Origin of the sequence: Coprococcus sp. TF11-13 (genome assembly GCF_003481085.1) — a bacterium.
In the GTDB taxonomy this organism is placed as follows: Bacteria; Bacillota; Clostridia; order Lachnospirales; family Lachnospiraceae; genus Coprococcus; species Coprococcus aceti.
This window is the reverse complement of sequence record NZ_QUKK01000008.1, coordinates 62,597-76,947: the sequence shown is the minus strand read 5'-3', so window position 1 is coordinate 76,947 and position 14,351 is coordinate 62,597. Positions and strand designations below refer to the sequence as shown.

The window sequence follows — 14,351 nt, the reverse complement described above, 5'->3', positions numbered from 1 at the left end:
GCATCCATGTGTTCAGCCTAGTTCATAAATATGTGTCCAGGATTCTGGGTACATATCAAAAGTTTCTATAACGTTTTTTATTTTTATTTTTCGACGTTTTCAACTTTTCCGTGTTGCCCTCATAATTACAGGATGCTACAATCGGGACATGGGTGCTAACCGTCTATCGGTAGCACCTTTTTCTGTATTCACATTAACACGCATCTACGTGTATGTCAAAGTATTTTATCCCCTGTACCCTTAATATCCTATCTGCAAATCTCCTATCCTTAGATCTTCCCTCTGAGATTTTTATGTCATTTGTCGGGTCAAAGCTCATTTTTTGCTCTAAATTAGGGTCAAAATAGGGTCAAAACCCATTTTTAAGCAGAAAAAAAAGACCTCCGAGGGCGAACCCTCGAAGGTCTGAAAATCCTTTATTTATGCGGTTTATCAGCGATTACTCGATGATAGTTGCAACTCTTCCTGAACCTACAGTTCTACCACCTTCACGGATAGCGAATGTAAGACCCTGGCTCATAGCGATTGGGTGGATGAGCTCGATTGTCATCTCTACGTTATCACCAGGCATGCACATCTCTGTACCAGCTGGAAGGTTACATACACCTGTAACGTCTGTTGTTCTGAAGTAGAACTGTGGACGATAGTTGTTGAAGAATGGTGTATGACGACCACCCTCGTCCTTTGTCAGAACGTAAACCTGTGCTGTGAACTTTGTATGACATGTAATTGAACCTGGCTTACAAAGAACCTGTCCTCTTACGATATCCTCTCTCTTGATACCACGAAGAAGGGCACCGATGTTATCACCAGCCTGACCTTCGTCAAGGAGCTTTCTGAACATCTCGATACCTGTTACTGTTGTCTTCTGGATCTCTGGCTTGATACCAACGATCTCAACTTCATCATTGAGGTGAATTACACCAGCCTCTACTCTACCAGTAGCAACTGTACCACGACCTGTGATTGTGAATACGTCCTCTACAGGCATGATGAATGGCTTATCTGTATCTCTCTGTGGATCTGGAATATATGAATCAATTGTATCCATAAGCTCCATGATCTTGTCTCCCCAAGGTCCCATTGGATCCTCAAGAGCCTTAAGAGCTGAACCCTTAACGATAGGACAATCATTGAATCCGTACTCCTCAAGCTGCTCTGTAACTTCCATCTCAACGAGCTCGATAAGCTCCTCATCGTCTACCATATCACACTTGTTAAGGAATACAACGATGTAAGGAACACCAACCTGACGTGAAAGAAGGATATGCTCCTTTGTCTGAGCCATAACACCATCAGTAGCAGCAACAACAAGGATAGCACCATCCATCTGAGCTGCACCAGTGATCATGTTCTTAACGTAGTCAGCATGTCCTGGACAGTCAACGTGTGCGTAATGTCTCTTCTCTGTCTCGTACTCAACGTGAGCTGTAGAGATAGTGATACCTCTTTCTCTCTCCTCTGGAGCCTTATCAATGTTCTCGAAATCTGTAGCTGTGTTACCAGCAACTCTCTCTGAAAGAACCTTTGTGATAGCAGCTGTAAGAGTAGTCTTACCGTGATCTACGTGTCCGATTGTACCGATGTTACAATGTGGCTTACTTCTATTAAACTTTTCCTTTGCCATGATATAAAATCCTCCTTAAAAATTATACCCCACGCGGGTTACTCGGCTAAAAATCATTATATAGAAAATACTAGAGATTTTCAACCATTTTTTATCTCTTTATACCAGCAGGCTAACGATATGTAATCTTTAACCTGCCAGCATATATAATTTTTTATTTATATGACCTGAAAGACTAGGAAAATGTCTTTCGTCAAATATCTTACTTAGAATGCTCTGCGATAACCTTCTCCTGAATGCTCTTTGGACACTGAGCGTACTTCTCAAAGAACATTGAGTAGTTACCACGACCCTGTGTTGATGAACGAAGCTCTGTTGAGTATCCGAACATCTCTGCAAGTGGAACGAATGCTCTGACGATCTTACCACCGCCGATATCATCCATACCCTCGATCTGGCCTCTCTTAGCATTTAAGCTTCCGATTACATCACCGAGGTACTCCTCAGGCATTGTAACCTCAACCTTCATGATAGGCTCAAGAAGAACTGGGTCAGCCTTAGCCATAGCCTCCTTGAATGCCATAGAACCAGCGATGTGGAATGCCATCTCTGATGAATCGACCTCATGGTATGATCCATCGTATACGTTAGCATAAACACCAAGTACTGGGTAGCCACCAAGGATACCAGCCTTAGCTGCCTCTTCGATACCCTCTCCAACTGCTGGGATGTACTCCTTAGGAATAGCACCACCGACAACTGTTGACTCGAACTTGAATGTCTCCTCACCGTTAGGATCCATAGGCTCGAACTTAACCTTACAATGACCGTACTGTCCACGACCACCTGACTGCTTAGCATACTTGCTGTCGATATCAACTGGCTTTGTGAATGTCTCCTTGTAAGCAACCTGAGGTGCACCAACGTTTGCCTCAACCTTGAACTCACGGAGAAGACGATCAACGATAACCTCAAGGTGAAGCTCACCCATTCCAGCAATGATTGTCTGTCCTGTCTCTTTGTCTGTATGAGCCTTGAATGTAGGATCCTCCTCAGCAAGCTTTGCGAGTGCCTCACCCATCTTACCCTGATCATTCTTGGTCTTAGGCTCGATAGCAAGCTCGATAACTGGCTCTGGGAACTCCATTGACTCAAGGATAACTGGATGCTGCTCATCACAGATTGTGTCACCTGTAGTTGTAAGCTTGAAACCTACAGCAGCTGCGATATCTCCTGAGTAAACCTTATCAATCTCTTTACGAGCGTTGGCATGCATCTGTACGATACGTCCTACACGCTCCTTCTTATCCTTTGTTGCATTCAGTACATATGAACCTGAGTTCAGTGTACCTGAGTAAACTCTGAAGAATGCAAGCTTTCCAACGAATGGATCTGTCATGATCTTGAATGCAAGAGCTGAGAATGGCTCATCATCTGATGAATGACGAACAACCTCGTTACCGTCTGGATCAACACCTGTGATATCAGGGATATCTGTTGGTGCTGGCATGTACTCGATAACACCGTCAAGCATCTTCTGAACACCCTTGTTCTTGTAAGCTGAACCAAGGAATACAGGAACTGCCTCACATGCGATAGTTGCTCTACGAAGAACCTTCTTCATCTCATCGATTGATGGCTCCTCGCCCTCAAGGTACATCATCATTAAGTCGTCATCTAACTCGCAGATCTTCTCGACAAGGTTCTCATGCCACTTGTCTGCAAGCTCCTTAAGGTCATCAGGGATAGTTGTGATCTCGATGTCCTCGCCCTTATCATCTTTGTAGTAGTATGCTTCCATCTCGAACAGATCGATCAGACCGATGAAGTCTGACTCTTTTCCGATAGGGATCTGTACTGGAATTGCATTCTTGCCCAGACGATCAATGATTGTCTGAACTGAGTAGAAAAAGTCTGCACCCATTTTATCCATCTTGTTGATGAATGCCATACGAGGTACATTGTATGTGTCAGCCTGACGCCATACGTTCTCTGACTGAGGCTCTACACCAGCCTTAGCATCGAATACACCTACAGCTCCGTCAAGTACACGAAGTGAACGCTCAACCTCAACAGTGAAGTCAACGTGTCCCGGAGTATCGATGATGTTGATTCTGTGCTCTAACGCGCCAGCCTTTGGTTTGTGATGATCCTCAAGTGTCCAATGGCATGTTGTAGCAGCTGAAGTAATTGTTATACCTCTCTCCTGCTCCTGCTCCATCCAGTCCATGGTAGCTGTACCGTCATGAGTATCACCAATCTTATAGTTAACACCAGTATAGTATAAGATACGCTCTGTAAGAGTTGTCTTACCGGCATCGATATGAGCCATAATACCAATGTTTCTTGTTCTGTCCAATGGATATTCTCTTCCAGCCAACGGATTGTCCTCCTTTTGCTATTTTTCGTAACACATCTATTGTGTCCCATATACACATAAGCATGCATACAAATGCATTCTCACACAGACAATTAGAATCTGTAGTGAGCGAATGCCTTGTTTGCCTCTGCCATCTTGTGCATGTCTTCTTTTCTCTTTACAGATGCACCTGTGTTGTTAGCTGCATCCATGATCTCCTTCGCAAGTCTTTCTTCCATAGTCTTCTCACTTCTTGCACGTGAGAAAGCTGTTAACCAACGAAGTCCGAGAGCCTGTCTTCTGTCAGGTCTTACATCGATAGGTACCTGGTATGTTGCACCACCGATACGTCTAGCCTTAACCTCGAGGAGTGGCATGATGTTGTTCATAGCCTCTTCGAATACCTCTAATGCAGGCTTACCAGTCTCTTCTGCGATACGATCAAATGCACCGTAGACGATCTTCTGTGCTACACCCTTCTTACCATCTAACATAATGTTGTTGATAAGCTTTGTAACGACCTTATTGTTGTAAATTGGATCCGCTAATACGTCTCTCTTTGCGATATGTCCTTTACGTGGCACGGTTCTTCCCTCCTTAATTATTTATTAAATCTTCGGTACTCACATTCTCTCTATAATTATGGAATGTGTTCGTGCTGTTATCTGTCTTAACTGTTTCTATCTGAATTATTATCTATATAAAAACATGACCTTACCAGCACAAATTAGAATTGTGTTCTAGCATGTTTTATTTTGCATCCTTAGGACGCTTTGCACCATACTTTGAACGAGCCTGACGTCTCTTTGCTACACCTGCTGTATCAAGAGTACCTCTGATGATATGGTATCTTGTACCAGGTAAGTCCTTTACTCTTCCACCACGGATAAGTACAACGCTATGCTCCTGAAGGTTATGACCCTCACCTGGGATATAACTTGTTACTTCGATTCCGTTTGAAAGACGTACTCTGGCGATCTTTCTAAGAGCTGAGTTAGGCTTCTTAGGAGTAGCTGTCTTAACTGCTGTACAAACTCCTCTCTTCTGTGGTGAGCTTGTCTCTACTGGCTTCTTCTTAAGTGAGTTGAAACTTCTCTGAAGAGCTGGTGCAGTTGACTTCTTCTCTACTGTCTGTCTTCCTTTTCTAACTAACTGGTTAAATGTTGGCATGTTTTCACCTCCTGTATATAAATTAAAAATGATAAAGCATGTTTTTACGCATGCTTTATCATTATATAGTCGAGTATTTTCTCTGTCAAGCATTTATTTGACAAATATTTTCTTAACGAACTCAAAGACTCTCTCTGTTTCCATTGCCAGTCTGGCTTGATCAAATTCTGTATAACCTTCATTTACAAGAAACGCCTGTCCCATTATATATTTGTGCATTTCCTCATTTATCTGATCTGCAACAATCTCATCACAGTGAAGTGTCTCAACTAACATCTTCTCTGTCCTGGTATCCTTAAACAGTCCATGTCCCGAGTCATTGTCTGCAACGAGCTGTCTGAACAACACCCTCTCACTGTCTGCAAACTCACAGACAATAGTGGTCTGGCTGACATAATCCGCATTCTCTTTCTTACACAGACTTGTCTTCAGGGAACCGTAAACCTCATTTATACGCTCTGTTGTAATCTCTATAACAGCTCCCATATCAACAAAATTCTCATATATTGGTTGTGTTGAACAGGAAATCTCTTTTGCCAGTTTTCTTGCTGTTATTGCGGCAATTCCTTCTCTTCTGGCAAGGTTATACGCCGCTTCTAATATACCTTCTTTATTGATTTTCTTTACAGCAGCCATATTATTCCATTTCTTTCTTACTAAATATTTCCAAAAAGAAATCCGGCATATTCTATTTCTCACAGGTATATCTGAATACCTTTATGAGAAATTGACATATCCCGGATTCCCCTTATATCCTTCATGTCGAGCAGCTTCGCAGCCACTACTTTTTTATATACATCCAATCAAATGAGTGATTACTCTTCGTCAGCATCTCCGGCTGTATCAAGGGTCTCAAATACGATCTCCTCTGAATTTACATTCTCTAACTCTTCGTAATCATCTGTATCCTCATCTTCATCAAAGAAGTTAAGCTCTTCCATATCAGTGTCAAGCTTTACTGAACGATATCTCTTCATTCCTGTACCAGCAGGTATAAGCTTTCCGATGATAACGTTTTCCTTAAGTCCGATAAGTGGATCAACCTTACTCTTGATCGCAGCATCTGTAAGAACCTTTGTTGTCTCCTGGAATGATGCAGCCGACATAAATGAATCAGTTGCAAGTGATGCCTTTGTTATACCAAGCATTATCTGTGTTCCAGTTGCAGGCTCCTTGCCCTCTGCGATAAGCTTCTCATTTGTATCTTCAAACTCAAGCAGATCTGCCTGTGTTCCTGGAAGATAATCTGAATCTCCCGGCTCATCAATTATGATCTTCTTAAGCATCTGTCTTACGATGATCTCAATGTGCTTATCATTGATATCAACACCCTGAAGTCTGTAAACCTTCTGAACCTCACGGAGCATGTAATCCTGAACTGCACGAACACCCTTTATCTTAAGGATATCATGTGGATTAACTGATCCCTCTGTAAGCTCATCACCAGCCTCGAGTACCTGGTCATCAAGAACTCTGATACGTGAACCATAAGGAATAAGATATGCCTTTGACTCACCTGTCTCATCGTTTGTTATGACAACCTCTCTCTTCTTCTTGTTGTCACGGAGCTGTACCTTTCCGCCAAACTCTGCAATGATCGCAAGTCCCTTTGGCTTTCTGGCCTCGAAAAGCTCCTCAACTCTTGGAAGACCCTGTGTGATATCGCCACCGGCAACACCACCTGTATGGAATGTTCTCATTGTAAGCTGTGTACCAGGCTCACCGATTGACTGTGCAGCGATAATTCCAACTGACTCACCAACCTGTACAGGCATTCCTGTTGCCATGTTCGCACCGTAGCACTTTGCGCACACACCGAGGTGTGACTTACATGTGAGGACTGTTCTGATCTTAAGCTTTGCATCTGATCTTACAACTTCGTTTCCATCGTCATCCTTAACGGTGAATGGAACGCCGTTGGCATCGACACCCTTCTTAACAATGAGCTCAGCTCTCTTAGGAGTTACCATATGATTTATCTTGACAAGCATGTTGCCCTCTGCATCATATACAGACTCTGCAAGGTAACGTCCTGTGATTCTCTCCTGAAACTCCTCGATCATTTCCTTGCCCTCTCTGAAGGCCTCAATGACCATACCCGGAATTGAATCTCTTCCTATACTACAATCAGGCTCTCTGATTATAAGATCCTGTGATACATCTACAAGTCGTCTTGTCAGGTATCCTGAATCGGCTGTACGAAGAGCTGTATCTGACAGACCCTTACGAGCACCATGCGCCGAAATGAAATACTCCAGAACGTCAAGTCCCTCTCGGAAGTTAGACTTGATTGGGAGCTCAATGGTCTTACCTGTTGTATCTGCCATCAGTCCTCGCATACCTGCAAGCTGCTTGATCTGCTGATTAGAACCACGGGCTCCAGAATCAGCCATCATGAATATATTGTTATATTTATCAAGACCTGCGAACAGGAGATCCTGCAGATGCTTATCTGCCTTCTCCCAGATCTTAACTACTGCCTGATATCTCTCCTCGTCTGATACAAGACCACGTCTGAACTTCTTGGTGATTTGGTCAACGAGCTTCTGTGCATCCTCAAGGATATCCTTCTTCTCATCAGGCACCTTCATATCTGAAATAGATACTGATATAGCACTTCTTGTTGAATACTTATATCCTATTGCCTTGACATCATCAAGAACCTCTGCAGTCTTTGTTGCACCGTGTGTATTGATACACTTGTCAAGGATTGGCTTGAGCTGCTTCTTTCCTACATGGAAATCTATCTCAAGCTTCAGAGCGTTCTCACGAACAGTTCTGTCTACATATCCGAGATCCTGTGGAATGATCTCATTGAAGAGGAGCTTTCCAAGTGTTGTATCGATAACACCTGTAACTTCCTCGCCCTCGAACTCACCGGTTCTTCTTACATGGATCTTGGTGTGAAGTGTAATTCCACCATTCTCATATGCAAGTATTGCCTCATTCTTGGACTTAAAATATCTTCCCTCTCCGATCTCGCCTTCCTTTTCCATTGTCAGATAGTAGATACCAAGTACCATATCCTGTGAAGGAACGGCAACAGGCGCACCATCTGATGGCTTCAGCAGGTTGTTAGGTGAAAGCAGAAGGAATCTACACTCAGCCTGTGCCTCTACTGTAAGTGGAAGATGGACAGCCATCTGATCTCCATCGAAATCGGCATTGAAGGCTGTACATACGAGTGGGTGAAGCTTTATAGCCTTACCGCCTACAAGCACTGGCTCAAATGCCTGGATTCCAAGTCTGTGAAGTGTAGGGGCACGGTTAAGCATAACCGGATGCTCCTTGATGACATCCTCAAGAATGTCCCAAACCTGTGGCTCAAGCTTCTCTACCATCTTCTTTGCCTGCTTGATATTGTTCGCCTTACCTGTAGCTGTAAGCTCCTTCATAACAAATGGCTTGAACAGCTCGATAGCCATCTCCTTAGGGAGACCGCACTGGTAAATCTTAAGCTCTGGTCCAACTACGATAACTGAACGTCCTGAGTAGTCAACTCGCTTACCAAGAAGGTTCTGACGGAAACGTCCCTGCTTACCTTTCAGCATCTCTGAAAGTGACTTCAGTGCTCTGTTACCAGGGCCTGTTACCGCACGTCCACGTCTACCGTTATCTATAAGTGCATCAACTGCCTCCTGAAGCATTCTCTTCTCATTTCTCACGATGATCTCAGGAGCACCGAGATCAAGGAGTCTGCGGAGACGATTATTTCTGTTGATGATTCTTCTGTACAGATCGTTGAGGTCTGATGTTGCAAATCTTCCACCTTCAAGCTGTACCATAGGTCTGATATCTGGTGGGATAACAGGGATTACATTCATGATCATCCACTCAGGTCTGTTCTCTGATGTTCTGAATGCCTCCATTACCTCAAGTCTCTTGATGATCCTTGTACGCTTCTGGCCGCTACATGTCTCAAGCTCTTTCTTAAGCTCTGCGCTCTCGGCATCAAGGTCTATTGCCTTGAGAAGCTTCTGTATAGCCTCTGCGCCCATCTCTGCAACGAATGAACCGTAACCATACTCCTTCTCTGCCTCTCTGAACTCCTGCTCGTTGAGGATCTGCTTGTAAGCAAGCGGAGTATCCTTTGGATCTGTTACTATATATGATGAGAAGTACAGTACCTTCTCAAGCACTCTTGGTGATATATCAAGGATCAGTCCCATACGGCTAGGGATTCCCTTGAAGTACCATATATGTGATACAGGAGCAGCGAGCTCAATATGTCCCATACGCTCTCTACGAACGTTGGACTTTGTTACCTCAACTCCACACTTATCACACACGATTCCCTTGAATCTGATCTTCTTGTACTTACCACAATTACACTCCCAGTCCTTCTGTGGTCCAAATATTCTCTCACAGAACAGACCGTCCTTCTCAGGCTTAAGTGTTCTATAGTTGATAGTCTCAGGGCGCTTTACCTCACCATGTGACCATTCTCTTATCTTTTCAGGAGATGCAAGTCCGATTTTTATTGCGTCAAAGTTCAATGACTTTTCCTGTTCTGCATTGTCTACATTGTATTCTGGCATCTTACAAAGCTCCTTTCTTATTCTTCCTCATTATTATCCATATAATCTGAATCGCCGAGGTCTTCCATATCACTTATATCGCCGTTCTCATCAACCTCTGAGAATCCGCTTGCCTGAAGCTCATCTGCGTCATCGCCTCTGAACACCTCAGGTGCATCGCTCTCATCCATATCATCGTCTCTGTCTGATGATCTGTCGCTGAGAAGTCTCTTGATACTTGTGTTGTAATCATAAGCTTCCATGGTCTCGCTGAGATCAACTTCAACCATCTTCTTGTTGCCTTCCTCGTCCTCTTCCTCTCTTACGACTCTTACATCAAGTCCGAGAGCCTGGAACTCCTTGAGAAGTACCTTGAATGACTCAGGCACACCAGGTGCTGGTATATTGTCGCCCTTGATAATAGCCTCATATGTCTTAACACGTCCTACAACATCATCAGACTTAACTGTCAGAATCTCCTGCAGTGTGTATGAAGCACCATAAGCCTCAAGAGCCCAAACCTCCATCTCTCCGAAACGCTGTCCACCAAACTGAGCTTTACCACCCAGTGGCTGCTGTGTTACCAGTGAGTACGGACCGGTTGAACGAGCATGGATCTTATCATCAACCAGATGGTGCAGCTTGAGGTAATGCATGTAACCGATAGTTACAGGGGCATCAAAGTTCTCACCTGTTCTACCATCACGGAGCTGAACCTTACCTGTTCTGTTGATAGGCACGCCCTTCCACTCTGCTCTGTGGTCTCTGTTCGTGTAGAGGTAATCCATAACCTCAGGCTTTACTGTATCCTTGTACTTAGCCTCGAAGTCTTCCCATGTACCATTTGCATAGTCATTGGCCATCTCCAGTGTATCCATGATGTCAAACTCTGTAGCACCATTGAATACAGGAGTGGATACCTTGAATCCAAGAACCTGTGAAGCAAGTCCGAGATGGATCTCGAGGACCTGTCCGATGTTCATTCGTGAAGGAACGCCCAGTGGGTTAAGCACGATATCAAGAGGACGTCCGTTTGGAAGGAATGGCATATCCTCAACAGGGAGCACTCGTGAAACTACACCCTTGTTACCATGACGACCAGCCATCTTATCTCCGACCTGGATCTTTCTCTTCTGTGCTATATATACTCTGACCTTCTTGTCTACGCCTGCCGGAAGATCGTCTCCATCAGCACGTGTAAATACCTTTGCATCTATAACAATACCGAATGCTCCGTGTGGAACCTTCAGTGATGTATCTCTTACCTCTCTTGCCTTCTCACCGAAGATGGCACGAAGAAGTCTCTCCTCTGCTGTCAGCTCAGTCTCTCCCTTTGGAGTAACCTTTCCAACGAGGATATCACCGGCACGAACCTCTGCGCCGATTCTGATGATACCATTCTCATCAAGATCCTTGAGGACATCATTTGACAGACCTGCAAGATCTCTTGTGATCTCCTCCTTACCAAGCTTGGTATCACGAGCCTCACACTCGTATTTCTCTATATGAATTGATGTGTATACATCATCCTGTACAAGTCTCTCGCTGAGAAGAACCGCATCCTCGTAGTTGTAACCTTCCCATGTCATGAAACCGATCAGTGGGTTCTTACCAAGTGCGATCTCTCCGCCAGATGTTGAAGGGCCATCTGCGATAACCTCTCCAGCCTTTACGTGGTCACCCTTGAACACGATAGGTCTCTGGTTCATACAGTTACCCTGGTTGCTTCGTGCAAACTTGATGATGTGATATACATCCTTTGTTCCATCCTCATCTGCTCTTACACAGACCTCTGTGCTGTTTGAATATTCTACAACACCGTCTCTCTTGGCAACGACGCAGACACCTGAATCTACAGCAGCCTTTGCCTCCATACCTGTTCCAACCACTGCTGACTCTGTCATCATAAGAGGAACCGCCTGACGCTGCATGTTTGATCCCATGAGGGCACGGTTAGCATCATCGTTCTGAAGGAATGGGATCATCGATGTAGCAACTGAGAATACCATCTTAGGTGATACATCCATGAGATCAACCTTTGACTTAGGGAACTCGGTTGTATCAGCTCTGAATCTTCCTGATACATTGTTCTTGACAAAGTGTCCATTCTCATCTATAGGCTCATTAGCCTGTACTACTCTGTATCTGTCCTCCTCGTCTGCTGTAAGGTAAACAACCTCATCTGTAACAACAGGGTTAGAAGGATCTGTCTTATCAAGCTTTCTATATGGAGCCTCAACGAAACCATACTCGTTGATACGCGCATATGTAGCCAGTGAGTTGATAAGTCCGATGTTAGGACCCTCAGGGGTCTCGATAGGACACATTCTACCGTAGTGTGTATAGTGTACATCTCGGACCTCGAATCCGGCTCTGTCTCGTGAAAGTCCACCAGGGCCAAGGGCTGAAAGTCTTCTCTTATGAGTCAGCTCTGACAGAGGGTTATTCTGATCCATAAACTGTGACAACTGTGAACTTCCGAAGAACTCCTTAACAGCAGCCGTTACAGGCTTGATATTGATAAGGGACTGAGGTGTGATAGACTCAGCATCCTGTGTTGTCATTCTCTCTCTTACAACTCTCTCAAGTCTTGAAAGACCGATTCTATACTGGTTCTGAAGAAGCTCTCCAACCGCTCTGATACGTCTGTTGCCCAGATGGTCGATGTCATCGTCATTACCAATGCCATACTCGAGGTGAATGTTGTAATTTATGGAAGCAAATATGTCTTCCTTTGTAATATGCTTTGGTACGAGGTCTGACATGTCTCTCTCTATGGCAGCCTTGAGCTTCTCTGTATCATCGCCATACTCCTCGAGGAGTCCCTCGAGAACCGGATAATATACTCTCTCCACAATGCCAAGCTCAGCAGGATCAAAATCCACATAGTTGGCAATGTTGACCATCATATTAGAAAGAACCTTAACGTTTCTCTCCTCTGTCTGGATCATAACATAAGGAACTGCTGCATCCTGAATTGTGTCTGCAAGCTCCTCTGATAGTGTTGTTCCAGCTTCAGCGATAACCTCTCCTGTGCTAGGATCGATAGCATCCTCAGCAAGGACATGTCCTGCTATACGAGCCTTGAGAGCAAGCTTCTTGTTGAACTTGTAACGTCCAACCTTTGCAAGATCGTATCTTCTCGCATCAAAGAACATAGCATTAATAAGGCTCTCTGCATTCTCAACTACTGAAGGCTCGTCCGGTCTGATCTTCTTGTAAAGCTCTACCACGCCCTCTGCATATGACTTTGCAGGATCCTTGTTAAGACTCTCCATGATCTTTGGCTCCTCGCCAAATAAATCTATGATCTCCTGATCTGTTCCAAGACCAAGTGCACGGATAAGAACAGTCACAGGTACCTTTCTGGTTCTATCCACACGAACATAGAATACATCGTTGGAATCTGTCTCATACTCCAGCCATGCACCTCTGTTAGGAATTACTGTACATGCATACAGCTTCTTACCAACCTTATCATGTGTTATATCATAGTAAATACCAGGTGAACGCACTAACTGGCTTACTATAACTCGCTCTGCACCATTGATAACGAATGTTCCTGTCTCTGTCATAAGAGGAAGATCACCCATGAATATCTCATGATCTGACATCTCCTTAGCATCTCCGACTCTGAGTCTGACCTTGACTCTGAGAGGCGCCGCATATGTTGCATCTCTCTCCTTGCATTCCTCGATACTGTACTTCAAGTCATCTTTACAGAACTGAAAATCTACGAACTCAAGACTATACTGTCCAGAGTAATCAGTGATAGGAGAAATATCCCTGAATGCTTCCTTCAGACCATCAGTTAAGAACCAGTTGTATGAATTCTTCTGAACCTCTATGAAGTTAGGCATCTCCAGGACGTCCTTCTGCTTAGCGTAGCTCATTCTGTAGCCTTTTCCAGACTTGACAGGACTAATTCTGTTCTTTTCCATCGACACATTCACCCCTTGGAATTTATTTTTATGCTTTTTAAGACAAACCTTAGTTTAAATAAGTGTTTTAAAGCCATTTATCACCATATTATGATGTGTATGCACACGAAGCCATAATAGTGACAGTTTACTATCCTAACAGCAAATGCAATATTTGTCAACTATATTTTGGAATTTTTTTAGATTTTTTTATTAATTGAGAAAAGATGTATAGAAAAACCGGCCCGGCGGGATGAGATCCATCTCCGCCAGGCCGAATAAAGTCTGATAATAAAATAAGGATCAAATTACTTTAATGTAACCTTAGCGCCCTCAGCCTCGAGCTTTGTCTTAGCTTCCTCAGCCTCTTCCTTAGTAGCGTCCTCCTTGATTACCTTTGGAGCACCATCTACAGCGTCCTTAGCTTCCTTAAGACCTAAGCCTGTAAGCTCACGAACAACCTTGATAACCTTAACCTTGTTAGGACCAACCTCTGTAAGCTCTACGTTGAATGAATCCTTCTCCTCGGCTGCTGCTGCACCGTCTGCACCTGCTGCTGCAACTACAACACCTGCTGCTGCTGATACGCCGAACTCCTCTTCACAAGCCTTAACTAAGTCGTTTAACTCTAATACTGATAAACCTTTGATTACTTCAATAATTTCCTGAGTTGTCATTATGTTTTTCCTCCATATAATATAATTTGTTATTTTGTAATGCATCCACACATCATTCTCGTATCATGCGGATACCCTTTGTCCATGATATAGACAGTTGAATATCTGACAGCATATGATCCCGGCAGTGCCGATATATAC

Annotated in this window: 8 protein-coding genes; all 8 read right to left on the bottom strand. The window is 43.9% G+C overall.

The genetic code is table 11. From position 1 onward, the window contains the following. Nucleotides 1–439 precede the first annotated feature (439 nt). On the bottom strand, nucleotides 440–1,627 hold the full coding sequence (tuf, locus tag DXD11_RS12440) for an elongation factor Tu (protein ID WP_004850603.1): 1,188 nt from the start codon (nucleotides 1,625–1,627) through the stop codon (nucleotides 440–442). Between the two features lie 202 nt (nucleotides 1,628–1,829). Beyond that, nucleotides 1,830–3,947, bottom strand: a complete 2,118-nt coding sequence (fusA, locus tag DXD11_RS12435; protein WP_071849530.1) for an elongation factor G — start codon at nucleotides 3,945–3,947, stop codon at nucleotides 1,830–1,832. A 92-nt stretch (nucleotides 3,948–4,039) separates the two neighbouring features. Next, on the bottom strand, nucleotides 4,040–4,510 hold the full coding sequence (gene rpsG / locus DXD11_RS12430; protein ID WP_004850607.1) for a 30S ribosomal protein S7: 471 nt from the start codon (nucleotides 4,508–4,510) through the stop codon (nucleotides 4,040–4,042). 166 nt (nucleotides 4,511–4,676) lie between these two features. Continuing rightward, nucleotides 4,677–5,096, bottom strand: a complete 420-nt coding sequence (gene rpsL / locus DXD11_RS12425) for a 30S ribosomal protein S12 (RefSeq protein WP_004850608.1) — start codon at nucleotides 5,094–5,096, stop codon at nucleotides 4,677–4,679. Between the two features lie 93 nt (nucleotides 5,097–5,189). Further along, complete coding sequence (locus tag DXD11_RS12420; protein ID WP_015534191.1) at nucleotides 5,190–5,732, bottom strand: hypothetical protein; 543 nt, start codon at nucleotides 5,730–5,732, stop codon at nucleotides 5,190–5,192. A gap of 179 nt (nucleotides 5,733–5,911) precedes the next feature. Then, entirely contained in the window at nucleotides 5,912–9,634 is a 3,723-nt protein-coding gene (gene rpoC / locus DXD11_RS12415) for a DNA-directed RNA polymerase subunit beta' (protein ID WP_015534192.1), read from the bottom strand. A 17-nt stretch (nucleotides 9,635–9,651) separates the two neighbouring features. Continuing rightward, nucleotides 9,652–13,554: a DNA-directed RNA polymerase subunit beta gene (rpoB, locus tag DXD11_RS12410; protein WP_118758528.1), complete on the bottom strand. Its 3,903-nt coding sequence runs from the start codon at nucleotides 13,552–13,554 to the stop codon at nucleotides 9,652–9,654. A gap of 287 nt (nucleotides 13,555–13,841) precedes the next feature. Next, nucleotides 13,842–14,210, bottom strand: a complete 369-nt coding sequence (gene rplL / locus DXD11_RS12405) for a 50S ribosomal protein L7/L12 (protein WP_015534196.1) — start codon at nucleotides 14,208–14,210, stop codon at nucleotides 13,842–13,844. Between the last annotated feature and the right edge of the window lie 141 nt (nucleotides 14,211–14,351).